General features: G+C 36.6%; 20 protein-coding genes. 13 read left to right on the top strand and 7 right to left on the bottom strand.

Annotated features, from left to right (window positions below; genetic code table 11):
• Positions 1-126: 126 nt before the first annotated feature.
• Together WG932_RS09955 and WG932_RS09950 are read right to left on the bottom strand one after the other, a co-directional pair.
• Positions 127-1,791, bottom strand: coding sequence for a GumC family protein (locus WG932_RS09955; protein ID WP_483087815.1), 1,665 nt, complete (start codon positions 1,789-1,791; stop codon positions 127-129).
• A 30-nt stretch (positions 1,792-1,821) separates the two neighbouring features.
• Positions 1,822-2,577, bottom strand: coding sequence for a TolC family protein (locus tag WG932_RS09950; RefSeq protein WP_483087814.1), 756 nt, complete (start codon positions 2,575-2,577; stop codon positions 1,822-1,824).
• Between the two features lie 151 nt (positions 2,578-2,728).
• Here WG932_RS09950 and WG932_RS09945 point away from each other — a divergent pair, with 151 nt between their 5' ends.
• Together WG932_RS09945 and WG932_RS09940 are read left to right on the top strand one after the other, a co-directional pair.
• Positions 2,729-3,391, top strand: coding sequence for an acyltransferase (locus WG932_RS09945; RefSeq protein WP_483087813.1), 663 nt, complete (start codon positions 2,729-2,731; stop codon positions 3,389-3,391).
• Positions 3,392-3,437: 46 nt separating this feature from the next.
• Positions 3,438-4,139, top strand: coding sequence for a LytR/AlgR family response regulator transcription factor (locus WG932_RS09940; RefSeq protein WP_242067748.1), 702 nt, complete (start codon positions 3,438-3,440; stop codon positions 4,137-4,139).
• Between the two features lie 174 nt (positions 4,140-4,313).
• Here WG932_RS09940 and WG932_RS09935 read toward each other — a convergent pair whose 3' ends face one another.
• The 5 genes from WG932_RS09935 to WG932_RS09915 form a co-directional block, all read right to left on the bottom strand.
• A complete protein-coding gene (locus tag WG932_RS09935; RefSeq protein WP_483087812.1) occupies positions 4,314-4,979 on the bottom strand; it encodes a response regulator in 666 nt (221 codons plus the stop codon).
• 226 nt (positions 4,980-5,205) lie between these two features.
• Positions 5,206-5,724, bottom strand: a complete 519-nt coding sequence (locus WG932_RS09930; RefSeq protein ID WP_483087811.1) for an ATP-binding response regulator — start codon at positions 5,722-5,724, stop codon at positions 5,206-5,208.
• Positions 5,643-6,233, bottom strand: a complete 591-nt coding sequence (locus WG932_RS09925; protein WP_483088614.1) for a histidine kinase dimerization/phospho-acceptor domain-containing protein — start codon at positions 6,231-6,233, stop codon at positions 5,643-5,645. The genes WG932_RS09930 and WG932_RS09925 overlap by 82 nt, the downstream gene beginning before the upstream one ends.
• Positions 6,234-6,292: 59 nt before the next feature.
• The gene (locus tag WG932_RS09920; protein WP_483087810.1) at positions 6,293-7,345 is read right to left on the bottom strand and encodes a PAS domain S-box protein; all 1,053 of its coding nucleotides are present in this window, start codon (positions 7,343-7,345) and stop codon (positions 6,293-6,295) included.
• Positions 7,346-7,419: 74 nt separating this feature from the next.
• A complete protein-coding gene (locus WG932_RS09915; protein ID WP_483087809.1) occupies positions 7,420-8,436 on the bottom strand; it encodes a PAS domain-containing protein in 1,017 nt (338 codons plus the stop codon).
• 207 nt (positions 8,437-8,643) lie between these two features.
• On the opposite strand from WG932_RS09915, the gene WG932_RS09910 reads away from it, so the two are divergent.
• The 11 genes from WG932_RS09910 to WG932_RS09860 all read left to right on the top strand — a co-directional run bounded on the left by WG932_RS09910 (position 8,644) and on the right by WG932_RS09860 (position 21,583).
• Positions 8,644-9,306 (top strand): glycosyltransferase, encoded by a 663-nt coding sequence (locus tag WG932_RS09910; protein ID WP_483087808.1) that lies wholly within the window; start codon positions 8,644-8,646, stop codon positions 9,304-9,306.
• Positions 9,210-9,809: a glycosyltransferase family 2 protein gene (locus WG932_RS09905; RefSeq protein ID WP_483088770.1), complete on the top strand. Its 600-nt coding sequence runs from the start codon at positions 9,210-9,212 to the stop codon at positions 9,807-9,809. The genes WG932_RS09910 and WG932_RS09905 overlap by 97 nt, the downstream gene beginning before the upstream one ends.
• Positions 9,810-10,060: 251 nt before the next feature.
• Positions 10,061-10,837 carry a cupin domain-containing protein gene (locus WG932_RS09900; RefSeq protein ID WP_149393639.1) on the top strand — a complete coding sequence of 259 codons (777 nt, stop codon included), beginning with the start codon at positions 10,061-10,063 and terminating at the stop codon, positions 10,835-10,837.
• 139 nt (positions 10,838-10,976) lie between these two features.
• A complete protein-coding gene (locus WG932_RS09895) occupies positions 10,977-11,564 on the top strand; it encodes an RNA polymerase sigma-70 factor (RefSeq protein ID WP_014023008.1) in 588 nt (195 codons plus the stop codon).
• A gap of 146 nt (positions 11,565-11,710) precedes the next feature.
• Entirely contained in the window at positions 11,711-11,842 is a 132-nt protein-coding gene (locus tag WG932_RS09890) for a hypothetical protein (RefSeq protein WP_483087807.1), read from the top strand.
• Complete coding sequence (locus tag WG932_RS09885; RefSeq protein WP_483087806.1) at positions 11,814-12,701, top strand: FecR family protein; 888 nt, start codon at positions 11,814-11,816, stop codon at positions 12,699-12,701. Before WG932_RS09890 ends, WG932_RS09885 begins: the two co-directional genes overlap by 29 nt.
• A gap of 90 nt (positions 12,702-12,791) precedes the next feature.
• Positions 12,792-16,118, top strand: coding sequence for a SusC/RagA family TonB-linked outer membrane protein (locus tag WG932_RS09880; RefSeq protein ID WP_483087805.1), 3,327 nt, complete (start codon positions 12,792-12,794; stop codon positions 16,116-16,118).
• Between the two features lie 13 nt (positions 16,119-16,131).
• A complete protein-coding gene (locus tag WG932_RS09875; RefSeq protein ID WP_483087804.1) occupies positions 16,132-16,908 on the top strand; it encodes a RagB/SusD family nutrient uptake outer membrane protein in 777 nt (258 codons plus the stop codon).
• A gap of 103 nt (positions 16,909-17,011) precedes the next feature.
• Positions 17,012-17,809 carry a RagB/SusD family nutrient uptake outer membrane protein gene (locus tag WG932_RS09870; RefSeq protein WP_483087803.1) on the top strand — a complete coding sequence of 266 codons (798 nt, stop codon included), beginning with the start codon at positions 17,012-17,014 and terminating at the stop codon, positions 17,807-17,809.
• Between the two features lie 436 nt (positions 17,810-18,245).
• A complete protein-coding gene (locus tag WG932_RS09865; protein WP_483087802.1) occupies positions 18,246-19,634 on the top strand; it encodes a sulfatase family protein in 1,389 nt (462 codons plus the stop codon).
• Positions 19,635-19,870: 236 nt separating this feature from the next.
• Positions 19,871-21,583, top strand: a complete 1,713-nt coding sequence (locus WG932_RS09860) for an FAD-dependent oxidoreductase (protein ID WP_483087801.1) — start codon at positions 19,871-19,873, stop codon at positions 21,581-21,583.
• The last annotated feature ends 325 nt before the right edge of the window (positions 21,584-21,908 follow it).

Genomic DNA, 21,908 nt, shown 5'->3' with positions numbered 1-21,908 from the left:
TAGGATTGGAAATGGTCTGTTCATCAATTACTAAGCTTTCACAAACTACCTTTTTTGCGTCAGCTTCATTTCCACAAAATATAGTGCTCCTATTTTGTCTTGTAAGTTCTTTGACCAGATGGTCAATTAAAAAGTTTTCCCTTCTCCTTTTTGATGGCTATAAAAGAGTATGATTTTTTGGCCATTCTCAGGAAAATGCATGCTCAAATTATTATAAAATAATTTGATTTGGTTGTTATGCAATTCATCCAAATAAATGCTTTTGGAGATAGCATCTTCATTTAACCAACCTCCTGCAACAGGAAGCGTGGTTAATTTGGTAGCATTTTTGCCTGATTTTATAGAAGAATCTAAGAAAAAAGAAAGTAGCACTACTGTAAGCACAAGTCCACCCGTACCCAGCATGCCACCAATTACCATTAACATTCTTTTAGAGGCCAATGCTGTCTTGGGGTAATAAGGTTCATCAATTAGTTTCTGGGTCGAAGCCATTTCCAGGTCGTATTTCTGAAGGTACGCCATATTGAGCCCATGTAAGATTGAAAGGTATTGGTCTTCATTGACACTAACCTCCCTTTCCAGTTTTTTCAATTCAGCCCCTAAAGGTGCAAATTCATCAATTTTATCGAGCAGGTAGGATTTTCGGGTTTTCATCACTTCAAGTGCCTGCTTTTGTTCTTCATAAGATATTTTTAAAGACAGCCATTGGTCAAGAATGGTTTCTCTTTGCACTCCCTGAATTGAATTGCTATTTTTAAACAAATCATCTGAAAGCACTTTTATTTCTTTTTCTAAACTCTCAATCTCATTTTCAAGATTTCTTATTTGGGGCTCTTGGTTTTCTAATACAGAAAGTCCCTGAATTTTTAAATTTCTAGTTACTATTTCATCCTGTAACAAAGATATATTTTCAATGATGACTTGACGCTGATCAAAATTTTCAAACATCTCCTCGATCTGTTCTAAATTAAAGCCAGTACCGGAAAGAAGTCTTCTTGAACGTTCCTCATCTTGGTCATGCTCCAATTTTGCAATATCGAGGTATTTCCCTTGTTCGTAATAGTTTAATATTCGATTATCGGCCATAAACCCCTTTAAATTTTCTTCAGCGTCCCTTAGTTTGGCTTGCGCAATGGATAGCTGGTTTTGGAAGTAAGCAATGGTATTAATATTTTCCAGCTCCTTCATTTTTGAGTAACCATTCATAAAGGACTCAGCAATGTATTTTAGGGTGTAATAGCAAATACCTGCATCATTGGAGCTGTATTTTACCTCCATCATGTCACTTGAAAATTTCCGGGAAACTGATAATCGACCAAGTATTTTATTGATGGAATAATACTCGTGTTCTCTTAATAAATATTCAATTGGAGAGTTTTCATCGTTTAGCAAGTTATCAATGATATTATTCAGCGTTTTCTCTTCATCATTAACTACAGCTAGTTCTTCCCATAGAGGGGAGGGGATATGTGTTTTTAAGTCAAGGTAAGCCTCTGCACACAGTATCTCATCGTCTTGTGCGGGAAGGGCCATGTGCTTGGCCAATAATTTTAAAGAGGCTTCTTGTATAGTAGTTCTGGATTTTACTATTAATGTTAAATTATCAAAAAGATTATTCGACGTGTAAAAATCCATTCTTACCACGCCACCATCAGTGGCACCCCTGTCTGATGTAGGATTAGTAAAAATAAGGGTAGAACTTTCGTATTCTCTCGGGAGGTTTTGGGTAAGAAAGAATACGCCAACAGCTACAAATAAAGGTGTTAAAAAATCCAAAATTTGTTTTTCCAAAGAAGCCTTATGATTTGTTTTATTGTCATATTAATTAATAAAGTTGGCGAGCGATTCTCCTAATAGAATTTCTAATTTTTGAATGGCTACGAAAAAGTTTTTTCTTGCATTTTCATATTCCGATTGTGCAATGGTATAAATTTCTTGGTTTCTTAAGAATGAAGTTGCTTCTAAGTTACCCAAGTTAAATTCCATTTCCATTTGCTGTAGGTTGGTTCTAGCTTTTTCCTGCATTTCTAGTCTGATAAGCATTAGCTTTTGTCCAAGTAGTGCACTATTGTATTCTTCGATTACTTGGTTGGAAATTGTCAATTCCATTTCTTTAGTCTTGTAGTAAGTCGCTTCTAATTCTTGTTTTTGAAGCTTCACTCTGTCTTCCTTTAGAAATACCTCAGAAAGTGGTATACTTAAGCTTGCACCTACTCTGTAACCATTGGCTACATTGGATAAATCTGTTCCGGAGGTGTATAAAATTGCTTGATTACCGTAAGAATAATCAGAATATACTCGAATTAAGTTGGACCATGATTTTTTGGCCATTTTTATTCTGGCCTCTGCTGATCCGATTAATGCCTCGTTGACTTTTACTGTGGGGTGATTGGCAATAGCTATTTTTATTAAGCTATCCAAATTAGGTAATTGATCTTTAAGTGGTTCTGTTAAATTGATATATTTCTCAATATCATTTTCCTGCTGTGCATATAAATTCCCCCTGAAATAAAAAAATATTACTGCAATGGATTGGAATAAAAATAGGTGTTGTACTTTTTTAAATATGAATTTCATTTATTTATATATCAAAGGCATTTAATGTTTTACGTAAAATAATTGATCGTTTTTATCTTATTTTTAAAATAAATGTAATAAAAATTTTAGTTTATCCTTTTTTTGAAATTAAAAATTTCACTTCTATATTCATTAAATATTTACAAAAGGAATGGTTCAGCGCAAGATTTCGGAAAAATTATCTCAATTAAGTCAAGAAATTTACGGTAGAGAAACCAGAAGTTTTCCAGAAAAATTTCGAGTCTTGATGATCGTCTTCAAGGATGTTTTTAATGGAATATTGCGTGTGCTGAATGGGAAATTTCGCTTAAGAAATTGTAAGCACACCGGTAAAATGATTACCGTAAGAGGAGCTTTGAGAGTAGAGGGATATGGTGACATTTCCTTGGGGGATAATTGTAAAATATGGTCCCATATGGGCGTTACCCAGTTGTATGCAGATAGAGGTGCGGAATTAATTATTGGAGATGGGACTTTCATCAATACAGCTTGTATAGTGTCCGCCAGTAATCGAATTGTAATAGGGAAAAATTGCCAAATTGCTAACCAAGTAATCATTATGGATGGTGATTTTCATGGAGTAGACAATAGAGATGATACTGGTAAATCGGGTGAGATCACAATTGGTGACAATGCATGGCTTGCAACCAGATCGATGGTTTTAAAAGGAGTGAGCATAGGGGAAGGAGCCACCGTTGCCGCCGGATCTGTAGTGACAAAAGATGTGGCACCGTATACATTGGTAGGAGGGGTACCTGCGAAATTAATTCGTAAACTTCAAGTCCCCGAAAAAAATCAGGGGGTTTCGGCCTAATTACTTCCCTTTATTTTTATAATTTTAATATGACAATACCCTATAAATGATGGATAACTGTGTAATCCTAGATGATGATACGGCCAGTATAAAAGTGCTTTCGCATTATATTGAAAAGACAAAATCGCTAAAACTATTGGCGAGTTTTTCTGACGCAATAGATGGTTTGAATTACTTGGTTGAAAACCGTGAAAAGATTGATCTGTTATTTCTGGACATAGAAATGCCGGAAATGAATGGTTTTGAAATTCTAAAGCATAGCCAATATACCGGGGCATTAATTATTATTTCAGCAAATAATGAAAATGCTATTGCAGCCTTTGAAACAGAAGCTTGTTTTTATTTGCCCAAGCCATTTAGTTATCCTCAATTTTTGAAAGGGATTGAAAAACGAAAAGAGAAAGAAGTAAAAATTGATCCGAATTCCTATTCCAAGGATTTTATCTTTGTGAAGGACGATAGATTATATAAGAAAATTCTTTTTTCTGACATCAGTTATTGTGAAGGAAAAGGTGATTATATTAGTCTGAAATGTAAAAATAAAACCTATACGATTAAATCGACCATTTCAAATTTCTTGGATAAGTTATCTGGAAACCCTGAATTTGTTCAAGTTCACCGTTCTTATGTGATTAATCTTTATTACCTCACAGATTTTGATAGTGATACGGCTGTAGTTGATGGTAAAATAATTCCTATAGGTGCAAAATACAAAGAACAATTGAAGAGCAGTGTGAATTTTCTGTGAGAAATCCTTTTTAAGCAATGTTTACTGCACTACGTATGTCTTGAGCAAACCAGTTAAAGTATCCGTAAGCTAGCCATTACTACAGCAAGTGCAATTTTAATTTACTTAATTAGTTAGTGTCGAGGTACTAAACCAGTTTTCCCCTAAGGGGAAATGCAAATTTTGGCCGTAAATTCAATTACCCCGAGCAATATAATCATTGATTAAATCTACTACTAGATTATATTCAGCATCAAAGCTGTCAATTAACTTTTTGGCAAGTGGTAAATCCAAGGTTTTCATTTCTTCCAATGCAAGAGCTGTTTTATAAACCTCACCCAGGCCTGCTGTTAATGCAGAACCTTTCAATTTATGCCCTTCGGAGCTTAAACCACCTAAATCTTTATTGGTATAATGATTAGCCAATACGGTTTTGGATTGTTCCAATTCATGGATGGTTAACTTTAGGACCTCTTTAATGATTTCGGGTTCATCACCCAAAAATTCCTTGACTTTGTCTACATCAAAATGGTCCTTTTGTTCAGTGATAGCCCCATCTTTTTCTGCGGGCATTTCATTTAATTCTTCCTCTTCGGAAGTTTTTTCTGTTTCTTTTGTATTTAACCATCTGTCAAAAATATATATTATGTTTTTCTCTACAATTGGTTTTGGTACAAAATCAGACATACCGGAGGCCATGCATTTTTCTTTTTCTCCTTTTATGTTTCCCGCTGTGATAGCAATGATTGGAATATCTTTGGTTTTAGGATTTTCCTTTAGTTTTTTGGTGGCCTCATGACCACTCATAATAGGCATTTGTATGTCCATTAAAATTATATCCGGCAAAAACTCTGTAGCCATTTCATAAGCATCAAGACCATTAGTTGCTTCAAATATCTCGACTTTAGGGAAACTTTTAAGACAATTGTTTTAGCCAAAAACATATTTATAGAATTGTCTTCAGCTATTAGTACACGTGCACCAACTGTTTCCTTTTTCCCAGTGTCAGCTTGCCCTACTGTTTCTCTAGAAGTAGACTGCTTAGGAGGCTGTAGTTTGCTTAAAGCCTCAAACAATTCTTTGTTTTTTATTGGCTTAGAAATCCGACGATTAATGGAAAGTTCCTTGCACTGTTTAAGGATATAATCATCTTCTGCAGAACTATGCAGAAGTAAAATTGGCACCTGAGATTTTTTATTGGTAAAGTTTTCTCTGATTTTTTTGTGGTTTCTATCCCATCCATATAGGGCATGTTCAAGTCCATTAAAACCACATCATAATCATTACTTTCTATCTGTTTTAAGGCCTCAAAACCATTTTCTGCTTCATCGACTTTGATGTCGTTCAAAGAAAATATTTCTTTTAAAATATATCGGTTATTTGAATTGTCATCAACAACTAAAACATTATTCAGTGGGTAGTCTGCAAGAGGCTCTAATTCTCCTTCTTCGGTTACTAGCTCTAGGTCAAAGTAGAAAGTGCTGCCTTCATTTAATTTGCTATTAAGTTGCAACTCTGACCCCATCATTGATAGAAGTTTGTTCGAGATAGTAAGCCCCAGACCTGTGCCCCCGTACTTCTTTGTGGTAGACCCATCTTCTTGCATAAAAGCGTCGAATATCCTTTTTGGTATTCCTCTGAAATTCCTATTCCTGTGTCACGAACTTCAAATCTGATAACTCTTTTATTTTTATCAATCTTATTTAAAGTATGGATTTTAAGCTCGATTTCTCCTTTATCTGTAAATTTTACAGCATTTCCCAGAAGGTTTATTAGTATTTGTTTTAATCTTATATCATCAACTTGAATAAACCTAGGAAGTGATTTTTCAATGTTTAGGAGCATTTCAACCCCCTTTTGCTGGGCTTGGTAGGATACAACGTCAGTGGCTTGACCGGACAGTTCAAAAATATCTGATTTAATGATTTCTAATTCAAGTTTGCCGGCTTCAATTTTGGAGAAGTCTAATATATCATTAATAATATTTAGTAAGGAGACTGCCGATTGATTGACAATGTTTATGTATTGACTTTGGGTTTCATCGAGTTCTGTTTTTACCAATAAATCTGTAAAACCAATTATACCGTTAAGCGGAGTTCTAATTTCGTGGCTCATATTGGCCAAAAATTCTGATTTTGCTAAACTTGCTTTTTCGGCTATTTCTTTGGACTCAATCAGGTTTTTTCCAAAATATTTCTGTCAATAGCGTTTGAAATACTATTGGCAAAACTTCTTAATAACGACAACTCAGCTTTTGACCATTCTCTTTCATTGGTACAATCATCATAGCCAATGAATCCCCAAAACCCATTTTCTGTAAAAATAGGAATGGTTAATATTGATTTAATATTTTGATTGTCTAAAAATTGTTTCGTTTCGGATTCATCAGGAAGGTTTGAAATTATAGCCATAAACACCTCATTGTTTTCCATAGGAAAAACAAAATCGCCAAAAGCCTCCAAAGGTATGTTCTGTAAATCGGGATTGTTTATTTGAGCTTCTACACTATCATTACTCCATTCAAACCGTTGAGATGTGTATTTTTCACCTTCGTCACCAATACTATTTTCGAAGTAATAAATTCTATCAACACCAACTGATTTCCCTATGATTTCAAGGCTATTTGGAATGGCTTCATACAGTTTATTATTAGAAAGTAATTCGTCGGTGGCTTTGGATATGGCTCCCAACATTTGTTCCTTTTGAATTAACTGTTTTTCTTTTTTGACTTCTTCATCGATGTCTTGAATGGTTCCTGAAAGATAGAGGCATTTGCCATCCTCAATATGGGCTTCACCAAGTGTCCTTACCCATATTTCTTTCCCTTTATCATTGATTATTTTAAGCCTTTCATCCCAAGGTTTGCCATAATGCATAGCCAAATCAATAACTTCTTTTACCTTGTCCCGGCTTTCTCCTTCTTTATAAAAATTAATCCCAGATTCCAAATCAGGAATATAGTCATCAGAAACTCCAAAAATTGATTTGGTAATGTCTGTCCAGTTTATGGATTGTTTTTCAACGTCGTATTTCCAGCCACCTATTTTAGCCATGGCATGGGTTTGATTTAAAAATTCTTTGGCATTTTGGATTCTCTTCTCAAGGCGTAATCTTTCCGTAATATCAATAGAATTACCTATAACATATTGCTTACCAAAATGATCTTTTTCCAATTTGTTACTATAAAGCCAAACTTTCAACTGACCATTGGCTTGAAAAGTGGTCATTAAACCTTGGGCTTCACCATTTTCTTTAATTTCTTTGATGTAATCGTCTATTTCAAATCTGAACTTTGAAGGTATTATATCCCAAAGCTTTTTGTGAGCATTTCTTCTACAGTATAACCCAACAAACGAGCACCGTAACTGTTGAAACTTAAAAAATTACCTTCCATATCATGGGTTAACATTAACCCTTGACTATTTTCAAAAAATGAACGAAATTTTTCCTCACTTGCTAAAAGCCTTTCTTTATTTTTTGTTTCTTCACTAATGTCTCTCCCAATGGCAAAAACTAAATTATTTTCTAAATCTCCAGTGGCACGCCAAGCAAAGGTTTTGTATTCTCCATTGTGACATTTCAATCGGTGATAAAAAATAGCGGTTTGTTCCTCTCCTTTAATCAACAACTGAATCTGTTTCATGGTGCTTTTTACATCATCAGGATGAATGTAGTCCAACACCGGTTTGTCAGAAATTTCTTTTTCATCGTAGCCGAGAAGCGTTTTAAAGGCCTTATTGACTTTAATTATCTTTCCATCAGACCCGAGAATTGTGATTAGGTCTTGAGATAAAACCATTGCCTTACTTAATATTTGGTCCTCAAGTTCACCGGCTTGGGCAATTAATACTTCTTTTGCTTGTGGGTAAAGTAAGTCAAGGTTTTCTGCTACATTTAAATTTTCTGCTGGGATTTCCTCATTAAAAACAACGATGAAACCTAAGGTTGAATTATCTTTATTAATAATTGGCAGAATGGCCAAATATTTTATATCGCCAATCTCATTTAGGTATTTGCTTCCTGTTAATTCTTTTTCATTATGAATTTCATGAATCGCTTTAAATTCCTTTATATTTTCTAAAAAGTAGTAAAAAGGATCGTTTTTAGGGATATTTTGATAGGTTTCAATTCCGGATGCACTAAGAATACATATTACTTCATCTTGCAAGACACCCAAAAATGAATGGTTACAAGCGCTTAGTTTTTGAGCCAGAGCCACGATCTTTGAAGAAATCTGTTGTCTAGAATTATTTTCTGGATTCATTTTTTTATTATGTCCAGTATTCTCCGTATTATTATCTGAAATATTTTTTTTCATGCTCTGAATTAAACTTTCATGAGATGGGCGCTAAATCTCGAAATATTAACCAAATAAAATCATTTATTGCTAAATTAATAGTGGAACTCTAATTTTTAAAAAATAAAGTATCCGATATAATTAAACTTTTACCTTCATCAAACTTTAAATTTTTACAAAATCGAAATTTTAATTTTAAAATCAAATTCATAAATTAAATATATTCTTATGCTTCAGGTAGTTTTTTGGATAGCAATTGCAGTGGTTGGATACACTTTTTTAGGCTATGGAATAGTTATTTCATTGCTTGTAAAACTAAAAGGTTTAATCAGGAAGAATGATGACAAATCAGTAGGAGATTTTATTCCGAACGTTACATTGGTAGTTCCTTGTTACAATGAGGCAGATATTATTAAGGAAAAAATTGTTAATTCACTTAGCTTAGAATATCCAAATGAAAAAATTGAAATTGTTTTCATTACAGATGGATCAAATGATCATTTTAGAGAAGTATTAGGTGAATTCCCCAGCGTAAAATTGCTTCATGAAGATAGGAGAGCAGGAAAAACCGCCGCAGAGAATAGAGCAATGAAATTTGTGGATAGTCCATTTGTGGTATTTACTGATGCCAACACCATGCTTAATAAAAAAGCCATCAAAAATATCGTCAAACATTTTAGCAATGATAATGTGGGTTGCGTTTCCGGCGAAAAGAGGGTTTTAGTAGAGGAAGAAGATTCAGCAAGTTCTGCAGGTGAAGGGATGTATTGGAAGTATGAATCCTTTCTTAAAAAATGGATTCCAAATTTTATTCAGCAGTGGGAGCAGCCGGTGAATTGGTGGCATTTAGAACCTCCTTATATAGAGATTTGCCTGAAGATACTATTTTAGACGATTTTATGCAGTCCTTACTTATTGCTTCCGATGGGTACAGAATCGTATATGAGCCGGATGCATATGCGATGGAAACAGGTTCTGATTCCACAAGTGAGGAATTAAAACGGAAAGTAAGGATCAGTGCAGGTGGCTGGCAATCTATGAAAAGACTGTTTTTCAAGATCACACCGTTTAATCATCCATTGCTCTTTTTTCAATATTTATCACATAGGGTTCTTAGGTGGACGATTACTCCTTTTTTATTGATTCTCATTTTTTTACTTAACTTTTTTCTTCTCAATGAAGGATTTATTTATCAATTATTAATGATCGGGCAGGTATTTTTTTATGCTGCTGCATTCGTTGGATATGTATTGGAAAACAGAAAACTTAGAATTAAAGTACTGTTTATACCTTTTTATTTTTGTATGATGAACTATGCAGTTGTTGCCGGGCTGTTTCGTTTTTTAAAGGGGAGTCAAAAAAGCACCTGGGAAAAATCAAAAAGAAAATCTTGAACTTAGAATTCTGGTATTATCAGCATAATGAGGGGGAAAATATTTCAAATATTAATTGATGGCATTAAAGCATTTCTTTGGATTTGAATTTATTACTATAGATTGATATTTGAAGGTTGTTTTTCTCATTTTGAAAGGTTTTTTCTACTGAGTCATAAAGGAAAGGTTTGAATCAATATGAAATAAGATTTGGAGTACCAATAAAATGTTGTTTTATTGGTTGATAATTACAATGATCAATAACCCAATCAATGAAATATATAGCCTGTTTTTTGATAATGCTTTGGAATACCCCAGTACAAGCGCAATTAATGCCACTTCCTTCTGCAGTTTACGAGTACAATATGATGGCAGTAAATGTTGAAAAAGGTACTGAAATCCGCCCTATTCTTGACGGACCTACAGAAACCTTAGATAATTTTCGGGTGAAACATTTTAGCCTTTCAGACGGAAAAAGTCTGAAACTTAAAAAAGGGGAAGAAAAATTGGTCTTAATTTTTTCTGGAGAACTTCAGGTAAATCAGGGAATGAAAAGTGAAAATTTAGAAAGTAGGAGTGTAGCTTGGTTAACTAAAGACCAACCTGCAAATATTCATCATTCAGGAGATTCCCCGGTTTCATTTTTTGTAGTAGAATGGGAATCTGAGCAGGTAGGGAAAGATTTTAAGCCTGAGTTCAATAGCTTAACCAAGTTTAATTACCGACAATTGGAATTTAAAAAAAGTGCAAAGGGAGGACGTAGAGATGTGAGTAGAGGAGCGACACCCACGTTGCAGGAATTGGAAATGCATATTACCACCTTAAAAGAAGGTGAGAAGAGTCACGATCCTCACGTCCATGCGGATGAGGAGATAATTCTAGTCCTACAAGGGCAAGTAGAGGAAATGATTAACGGAGTTCCTTATCTGCTAGGACCTGGTTCCCTAATCTATTTACACGCTATGGATGCACATGGTATTAGGAATGCCGGGAAAGGAAAATGTGAATACTATGCTATCCGGTGGATCACAAAAAATACCGGTAAATAACTATTGGACTAGGTGTAATATGCGGTAAAGACATTTTTATATTTAAATTATAATACCTTATATTGTCTACATAAAATAAAGTTTTGTTTCCGCTTATGATTGCTTTGAGCGGAGATTAAAGGTTGTAAGCAATAAACCCATGGGCATACTAAGTAATCATACGGACAACAACTTGCTGATCTGCTTAAAACAAGGAGATATAGCTGCTTTTGATGAGTTGTACCATCGATATGCCAAAAAATTGATGGCATTTTCACTCACCTTTTTTGCGGACCAGCAGTTGGCAGAAGAGGCAGTTCAAGAAATTTTTGTCAGAGTATGGGAGCGAAGGAAAAAATTGGACGAATCAAAATCCTTTAAAAGCTATCTCTTTCAAGCTGTTAAATTTTACATCTTTAATTATATAAGGGATAGGAAGAAAGATTGCAGTCTTGATAGCTTGTCCGGTGATTTTGGGATGGTTTCTGAAAGTCTAGAAGACAGCCTATCTTATAAGGAATTGGAAGGGATGATGATGGAGCAAATAGAAAGGCTTCCAAGTGTACAGAAGGAAGTTTTTAAATTGAATAAATTCAATGGTATGACGAGTGAGCAAATTGCTCTGCAAATGAAATTGTCAAAAAGAACCATTGAACATCATATTTATTTGGCTTCTAAATCATTAAAAAGTAATATGCTTCACAATCCTACATTGAGTTTGGTTTTCATGCTCAATATATTGTATTGATAGCACATTTTGATTCGTAATATTGCAAAATATTAATTGCATGCGTTTGGTGTAGACTTAATATTTTAACTTTTTGTGTTTTTTTTAATTTTTCTTTAAGTAAATATAAGCTTTGATGGTTTATATACAAAAGAACAATAAACCCATTGGAAAGAGAGATCATCACTAAATTTTTAAATCAAACGGCTAGTCCTGAGGAAACTAGACAAGTATTGGCTTGGTTAGAAAAACCCGAGGCCAGGAAGTTTCTTGAGGACTATAAAAAAGACTTGGGATAACAGTTCCTTAAGAGATGAAGACCAGACTGATTATAACAAGCTTCTTCAAAAAATCCATGCTCGTAATTCAATTACAAAAAGCTCTACTCGAATAAAAGAAATTCCATGGGACAAAACTTTCAGGGTTGCCGCAAGTATAGTTCTTTTAATCGGCAGCATTATTTTTTTAAAAATAGGCTTAGAGTTTGAAGAGCCGAGCCTTACCCTTACTGAAAAGGTAATTGAGCGGAAAACCGGCATTGGAGAAAAGCTAACCTTAAATCTTCCAGATGGCACAAGCATAGTTTTGAATGGCAATTCCAGTGTAATTTTTTCTGCTGGCTTTGGGGATAAAAATAGACTTGTGGAGTTAAAAGGGGAAGGATATTTTGAGATCGCCAAAGATAGTTTAAGGCCTTTCCAAGTAAAAACAGAGCGAATGACTACCACCGCACTTGGTACTGCTTTCAATACAATTGCTAGAGATGGGTTTTACGCAGTGGCGCTTACTGAAGGGAAAGTAGCCATTGATACTGGTCGTGATAAACTAAAGTTAAATCCCGGACAAATGATGGTTTTTGATGAAAAGGATAGCTTATCTACGGTCAAAATTAAACCTTTTGAAATCGAAAAAGTGATAGGATGGAAGGAGGGGATGTTGCATTTTGAGAGGGTTCAATTAAAACAGATCTTAGAAGATCTTGCCAAATGGTATGGTGTGGATATAGAAATTGAAGCGGGCCTAAATGTTAATAAAAGAGTAATTGGGACTTTCCGTAATAAAAACCTTAGCGATGTACTTACCGGATTAGGTTTTTCAATGGGATTTCAATTTGAAATAGATAATAATCGAGTATTAATAAAAAAAAGCAGCCTATGATATAAACCTATGCAGGGCAAATCCCCATCGCCAAATGAAATGATTTACCCTGCAGATCTTAAAATTTAACCTTTAAAATCATATAAAATTATGAAAAGAAAACTACTGTACCTAATAAAAATGGTATCCAAAAACCTATTATATGGCTTGTTGTTACAGTGTTTGTTTATGACAACCTTGGCAGCTCATGAGATAAGTGCTCAGATCAGGCCCATTGATAAGTCCTATATTAAACTTAAAAAAGTTCAATGGGAGTTGGGGGAGATTTTCCAAAAAGTTGAAAATTCAACTGATTATCAATTCGTGCTTCCTGAAGAAATTTTAGACAATAACCCAAATTTAAACTTAAAAAATAAACGACAATCAATAAATGATTTGTTGGTGGATATAGCCTTGGCTGCAGATTTAAGGTTCAAGCAAGTAGACAATTCTATTTATGTGGCCAAAGGAAACTATAAGGATGATCGAGGCAATATTGAAATCTTGATTGAGGAACGTCCTATCAAAGGGAGAGTTGTGGATAGCAATGGACAGGGGATTCCAGGTGCTACTGTCTTGGTTCAGGGAACCAATATAGGTACAGCCACCGATATTGATGGTAATTTTTCATTTGAAGTCCCGGAAAATGCAGTGTTGATCTTTTCATTTATTGGTTACCAACAACAAGTTGTTTCAGTGGGTAACCGAAGTGAAATTGAAGTAACCATGACTGAAGACTTGTCTTCTTTGGATGAGGTAGTTGTGGTAGGCTATGGCACACAAAAGAAAGTAAACTTGACCGGGGCTGTGAGCTCAATAACCTCCAAAGAGATAGTGAATCAACCTGTGGGGCAAACGTCTATGGCCTTGCAAGGCATCGCTCCGGGAGTCACAGTAACTCAGCGAAGTGGGCAACCCGGGAGTGATGGAGGTTCTATTCGGATTCGTGGGGTAGGGACCCTTGGAGATTCTAATCCCCTAGTGATGGTGGATGGAATAGAAACAAACCTTAATAATGTTGACCCGAATGAGATTGAAAGTATTTCAATATTAAAGGACGCTTCTTCTGCAGCCATTTATGGGGCGAGAGCAGCCAATGGTGTGGTGTTGATTACTACAAAAAGAGGCATTGAAGGGGTAAGGGTAAATTATAATATGTATGCCGGTTTTCAGGTACCTACTCAACTTCCGGAAATTGTTGGAGCAATTGATCACATGGAAATGGCGAATGAAGCTTTTACCAATGTAGGTAATGATCCTCAATATACAGATGAGTTTATTGAAGCTTATAAAGCCGGGATGCCATCAGACCAATATCCGGATACCGATTGGCAAGAGATTACTATGAGCAATGTTGCATTCATGCAAAATCACAATTTAAGCATCAATGCAGGGAGTGAGAAGTCAAAGTTATTTGCTTCTGTAAGTTATCTGGATCAGGAAGGAATTATTCCAAATACTAGCTTTAATCGTTTTAATTTAAGGCTCAATTCAGACATAAACGTTTCAGAAAGATTGACACTTTCTACGGATATCTTTTTGCGAAGGGCTTTCCAAAAACAGCCTTCCAGTGGCACGAGTTATGTTTTTCACTGGATGAGAAGAATTCCATCCAATGAAGTGGGAATACTCTCAAACGGGCGCTATGGTGAAGGCTGGAATGGAGACCACCCATTAGCAAGGGCTAAAGATGGAGGGCTAAACACGAATGAGAGCCTTGATGCCATCTTGAACTTTCGACTGAATTACAAAATTTCCGAAGGGCTAAATGCTGAAGTAATGTACGCCCCAAAGTTCTGGAACCCACATAGCAAAGTTTTCTCCAATATCACGCAAACTTATGCCAGAGACGGAGTTACTCCTACGCACTTTGTGCCACAAAGAAATTCATTGTCAGAAAGCTATACTCGAGAGTGGTACAATAACCTCCGAGCAATAGTCACTTATGACAAAACTTTTAATCAGGTTCACACCATTGGTGTGACGGCTGGCTATCAACAGGAAGATCAAACCAATGCATGGATTTCAGCTTATAGAGAAGTGTTTCCCTTGCCTCAATATGAACAGATCAATGCAGGAAACAGGGCAAACGAGCGAACAGGAGGTGCCGCTTCTCACTGGGCTTTACAATCTGTTTTCGGTAGGGTTACCTATAATTTTGATGAAAGATACCTTTTGGAAGGGAATGTACGGAGGGATGCCTCCTCTAGGTTTGCTGAAGGGAACAGGTCGGGTGTTTTTCCTTCATTTTCTGCTGGATGGAGAGTGTCTGAAGAAAGCTTTATGCAGCCTTATTCTGGCATAATTGACCAATTAAAATTACGTGCTTCATGGGGTCAATTAGGAAATCAAAATATTGGACTTTACCCTTTCGCTGCCTTTATGTCCTTAGGTGGTGGTAGTCAGGATTATACCTTTAATGGGGAAAACTCTCCTGGGGCCGCCTTGAATAGTATGGCCAATTCCTCCATAAAGTGGGAAACAACAGAGACCACTGATATAGGCTTGGATTTTAATCTCTGGGGTAAACTAGATGTTTCTGCAGATTATTATATCAGAAGAACCAAGGATATTCTTTTGGCTTTAAATATCCCACAGACCCTTGGGCTAAGTGCACCTTTCCAAAATGCAGGCGAGGTCTTAAATAAGGGCTATGATTTAATGGTAAACTACAGAAACAAAGTAGGGGAATTGAATTATAGCATCATGGTAAACTATTCCGATGTCCGAAATGAAATCATAGACATGAGAGGAATAGAGAATACAGGTTTGACAGTGAATAGGGAGGGCTATCCTATTGGTTCATTCTTTGGATATGTTGATCAGGACTTATTTCAAACACAAGAAGAAGTAGACAATCATGCGGACCAATTTGGAAATATAGCTCCCGGTGATATCAAATACAAAGACATTGATGAAGACGGTATGATCAATGACCGTGACCTTGCTGTGATAGGCAGCCCCATACCAAGACATACTTTTGGACTTCGAGTTAGTGCAGACTATAAAGGGTTTGACCTATCGGTATTTCTACAAGGGGTTGGAAAAGCTGATGGCTACATGTATGGTCAAGGGATCATGCCATTCTACCTAGGAGGTACAGTACAAGAACAGCATAAGGACCGTTGGACTCCCACCAATACTGATGCTGCTTATCCTAGGCTAGCCTGGAATCAAACCAATAATGAGCAGAATTCAAGTTTTTGGATGAGAAACGCTGCTTATTTAAGGGGGCAGAATATCCAAGTAGGTTATACTTTTTCAGAAACAGTCTTGTCCAAGCTTAATATTAGAGGACTAAGGATGTATTTGAGTGGTAGGAATGTGTTTACGGTACATGATTTTTATGAAGGTTATGATCCGGAAGCTCCGGTTAGTAATGGAGGTTGGTATCCCCAGATGGCTACCTATACGATGGGTTTGAATGTTAATTTCTAAACACTTGAAACTGATGAAAAAATTAATAATATACACAATATTAATACCTGCTTTGATTTTGACCACAGCATGTGATGATGAATATTTGGAGCGGTTACCTTTGGACTCTCCTTCAAGCGAAACCTACTTTGCCAATGAAACTGAGTTGGAAATGGCCGTCACTGGGGTGTACAATAGACTGTGGTATTTTCCTGCAGGAATCGCTTGGTTTTTATCTTTCGACTTTGCCTCAGACGATGGATGGGATCGAAATGGGAGTACCCTTCAAGCCTTAGGAAGAGGAGAACAAAATGCTGATAATGGCTTTACCAATGGTTTTTGGTCTCATTTCTACAGAGGGATAAATAGAGTGAATTATATTACTTCTAAAAGTATTGAGCTTAGGCAGAAAATGGATCCCGATGACTATGATAGGTTGGTTGGTGAAGCGAGATTTTTAAGGGCATTCTTTTATTCCTATTTGGCGGAGCTATATGGAGATGTACCCTTGATAACAAGCACGCTTACATTGGAGGATTCACAAACCCCTAGGGCTTCAAAAGAAGCTGTGATTGATTTTGTGCTTTCAGAATTAGATGAGGTAAAAAATTATTTACCCATGAATGCCTCCGATAAAGGAAGAGTGACCAAAGGGGTCGTTTTGGCATTGATATCTAGAGTGGCATTATGGAACGAAAGGTGGGAAGTGTCGGCCTCTGCAGCCAAGGAGCTTATAGACCTGGAGCTTATCAAATTGATCCTGATTATCAGGGGATGTTCACCTTTGCTGGAGATAATTCCCCAGAGGTGATCATGAGGATTCAATATCTTCGTGGAGTAGCTACTCACAATATGCCAAGGAATTTTTGGTCCAGAATGGCTTTAGGGCATTCAAATAAAAACCACCTCAAGATATGGTAGATACTTACCACTGTATTGATGGTTTACCGATTGATGAGTCACCTCTTTACAAGCCCAATAGTCCATTTGAGAACAGAGACCCTAGGTTAGGTCATACCTTGGTCTTACCTGGATCCCGTTTGGTAAATTGGATCTATGAGACGCATAGAGACAGTACTATGACTTGGGAATTTAGAGGAGATGAAATGATAAGGGTTCCTAACATAGAAGCTCAACATGCTTATGCATCCTTTACAGGCTATCTTTATAGGAAGCATGTCGATGTGGCCAATTACCCTACGGATGTGGGATCCTCAGATCAAAACCTAACCATTTTCAGACTAGGTGAGGTCTTGCTGAACTATGTGGAAGCAAAGGTGGAATTAAATCAGTTGGATGAATCTGTATATGAAGCAATCAATGCCATTCGCTCTAGGGAATCGGTACAAATGCCATTGCTAGAGGCCGAGAAAACCCAGGGAGAATTAAGAAATATTGTTAGAAAGGAAAGAAGGCATGAATTGGGAATGGAAGGTTTCAGGTATTTTGACATCCGAAGATGGAGGATAGCAGAAGATGTGATTCCGGGTCCTGTAAGAGGAAGAGTAAACAGGTATGGTGAAGGTGGATGGTTGAATTCTGCACCTATGATAGATGAAATGGGCACTCCATCCTATGATAATATCAGCAATGCAAGTGAAATGGTGGTAGTAGAAACAAGAGCATTCAATCCGGAAAGAGATTATTTGTGGCCAATTCCTAGAATAGAATTAGAGACAAATACCGCTTTGACTCAGAATCCTGGTTATTGATGTTAAAAGCTTATTTCTATTAAAAAAATGACTTAAAATACAATTGAGTTTCCTGTTTCAGGTCAAGGTGCCTGGAGCAGGAAATTCTCTTTTGAACAGAAATTTGACTAGTGGTTTCTCTTTTCAGCATGCCTACGAAAATATTGACATTTTTGAGTTCTTGGGAAAGATGGTAAACCTCCTGATTCATAATATTAGCATAGCTAATCAAAATTTATGTTAAGAATTTATAAAGTATTAGAGTATTTAAAGCTAATTTATAATTGCAAAAAACTTGTTATTTTATTGAACCATTGGATGGTCCGAATAGAGACAAAATAGTGACCTAGAAAATAATTTTCTCACAAATTTTATTTGTGAGTGAAAATAAATAGTCCATAACAGTGGCAGGGCAAAATCCTCAATTATTAAAAACGAAAGAGAAGACGCTAAACGAATGAAGAAAACATTAATGAAACAAATATTATTTTTTAAAAAACCAAGGTTATTAGGATGCTTGGTTTTGGTGATTACTTTTCTATTGGCTGCATGCAAATCCCAGGATAAAGAAATAGTTGGCAAAGATTTACCCAATATCTTGTTTATTTTTGCAGACGACTTGGGATATGGTGATTTGGAAGTATACAACTCAAAATCCAAAACCCTTACACCCAACTTGAATCAATTGGCAAAAGAAGGAGTCCGGTTCACGGAAGCCTATTGCCCTGTTTCTGTCTGCTCCCCTAGTAGGTATGCTCTAATGACTGGTGAGTATCCTTGGAGAAGTTGGAAAAAAAGTGGGGTGATGAGAAATTATGAACCCTCAATGATCAGTGAGGAGACTTTAACATTGCCTCAAATGCTTGCAAACGCAGGGTACCAGACGGTAGGCTTTGGGAAATGGCATTTGGGTACTACTTTTCCTACCATTGATGGTGAAGTTCCAGTAGGTTATGGGGAATTTCACCATGAGCAGAATGGTGCAAATATAGATTTCAACCAACCATTAACTGATGGACCCATGGATCGAGGTTTCCAACACTGGTTAGGTTTCAGTTGTGCCAGTGAATGTTGGCTTTTTGAGGACAAGCAAATTGTGGGTGCTCTTCAGCATGATTTGTATACTACTGAGGCAGCCTCACCGGAAAAAGAGCTTATGAAAATTCCTTTAGAAGGATTTCTACCTCTTATTACTAAGGAAAGTATTAATTTCCTTCAGAAATTTAAAAGCGAACCTGCAAACAAACCATTCTTTCTTTATTACTCCCCCTATGTACCCCATATTCCTTTGGCTGTTTCTGATGAGTTTATGGGTAAAACAGAGGCAGGGCCCTATGGGGATTATGTATTCGAACTTGATTATTATATAGGGGAATTATTGCAAGAGCTAGAGAGGCTAGGCATGAAAGAGAATACCCTCATCATTTTTGCAAGTGACAATGGTTCACAGTTTATTACTACCCATGCCGGACAAGAGGGGGAATCCCATTCAAATAGTCCTTCCAATGTGAATAAAGAGATAAATCCTGATGCTCATCAACCGAATTACCCTTATAAAGGAACCAAATGGTCGGTTAATGAGGGAGGTGTTCGAACTCCCTTAATTGCCAGCTGGAAAGGTAATTTTCCTGAAGGTCTTGTTAGCGACCAACTTATCGCGTTAAATGATGTTTTACCCTCTTTGGCCGCTTTAGTGGGTGAAAAGATACCTGAAGGAGCTTCGAGGGATGGTTATAATTTATTGCCTGCTTTTTATGGGGAGAGTGAAGGTATGGAAAAGAGGGAGTCTGTGGTGGTTAGAGGAAGTGGGAGTCCTACGCCTTCAGACAGGGAAAATGGAAGGTAATAGGGCTGGGGAAATATCCTTTTGTAGCTCCCGGAGAGCTTTATAATTTGGAAGAAGACCCGGGGAATCCAATAATTTATATGAGGAAAACTCCGAATTGGCTGATAAACTATTGAATCAGTTAAATGAACATTTATCAGCAGCCATGTGATAGGCTCGAATTCCAGTGACTTTAAATTTCAGAATTTAGATAAAAATATTACCATTTTCTGATGACCAATTAAAAATTTTAAATTATGAAACACCTATTTACTGTTTTGTTACTTCTTTTATTCGGGACTAATACTTTTACGGTGAAAGCCCAAAGTCCTACTTATGATCTGGTTATTTACGGGGGTACGTCCGGAGGAGTAGCAGCGGCCATTCAAATGTCTCGAATGGGTAAATCAGTAATATTAATCGAGCCCTCAAACCATTTAGGCGGTTTGACAACAGGTGGCTTAGGAGCAACTGATATAGGTAACAAAGATGTTATCGGAGGTATTTCCAGAGAGTTCTATCAAAATATAATGGAATACTACAAGGATCCCGAAACATGGAAATATGAAGATCGATTGGAGTATTTATCCAGACCAGACCAAACAAGATCTAATGATGGTGAAGATGCCATGTGGACTTTTGAACCTTCCGTAGCCATGAAAGTTTACCATGAAATGTTGGCAGCAGAAGAAGTTACCCTGGTGATAGGAAAACGACTGAATAGGCCAAGTGGTGTAAGGTCTCACAACAATAGAATTATTTCTATAACCATGGAAAGTGGAGAGACTTATTCCGGTAAAATGTTTATGGATGCTACCTATGAAGGAGATTTAATGGCTGCTTCAGAAGTGAGTTATACAACTGGAAGAGAGGCGAATAGTCAATATGGAGAAACATTAAATGGTGTTCAGGCCAATAAATATAACCTTACTTTAAAAGGGAATGTGTCCAGAAATGCCATTCACCACAATTTTGTACCCGGAGTTGACCCATACATTGTTAAGGGTGATCCTTCCAGTGGATTATTGCCTTTTATAATTGAAGGAGGGCCGGGAATCGACGGGACAGCTGACAAAGGTATTCAAGCCTATTGCTACCGGATGACCTTAACCAATCATCCTGAGAATAGGATACCATTTAAAAAGCCAGACAACTATAAGGAACTAGAGTTTGAGTTGTTATTTAGAAATTATGAGGCAGCTAATGGGCCAATTGAGGAGATGTACCATTATGGTGATCCTTTGGTTCCTTGGATCAATACCCCAATGCCCAATAAAAAAACAGATACAAACAATCAGAAAGGTTTTTCAACAGATTTTATTGGTCAGAATTTCGATTATCCGGAAGCAAGTTATGCAGAAAGAGAAGCTTTTGCCCAGAGGCAGCTGGAATACCAGCAGGGTTTGATGTGGTCTTTGGCATATCATCCTAGAATTCCAAAGGAAGTTAGAGAGGTGGTATCTAAATGGGGAATGACAAAAGATGAGTTCAAAGATAGAAACGGATGGACCCCACAACTGTATGTGAGAGAAGCCAGGAGAATGGTGAGTGACTATGTAATAACTCAAGCAGATTGTGAAGGTTTGGTCCCCCAGGTAGAAGATGGCGTAGGTATGGGTTCATATGGGATGGATTCTCACATGGTCCAACGCTATGTAGATCACAATGGCTATGTTCAGAATGAAGGTAATTTTGAAGCCAGAGGATTAACAGCTTATCCCATTCCATACCGGTCAATTGTACCTAAAAAAGGGGAGAAGGAAAATCTTTTCGTACCGGTTTGTATAAGTGCCAGTCATGTAGCATTTGGATCTGCTAGAATGGAACCGGTCTTTATGGTTTTGGGTCAATCTGCAGCTACGGCAGCGTCCTTAGCCATAGACCAGGATGTGGCGGTGCAGGATGTGGATTATTCTTTATTGAGGGAGACGCTTCTTGGAGACAATCAAATCCTGAATTATAAAAAATAATTTCATGACCTCTCATCGATTCTTGATAGGAATCATTTAGAAAGAAGTTTATAGAAGGCGAATTAAAAAAAATCTGAAGAGCAAGGAATATCAAATCAACCCAATATACACTTCAAAACATTATTGGAAATAGCATCCTGTACTGCAGCTGAAGGAGCTATTATCAGTTTTTTGTAGATGATAGGTGTTGGTTGGTATCCTGTTAAAAGGAAGCTTATAAAGCTATTAATATTGATTAATTATGTTAGCATTAACCAGTCCATTTCGAAGCCTGAGCCTCAGAAGATTGAGAATTGGAGCAAATGAATTTATATATAAAACAATA

The sequence above is a fragment of the Cyclobacterium sp. SOCE241 genome (genome assembly GCF_056867545.1).
This window is presented reverse-complemented; position numbering and strand designations above follow the sequence as displayed.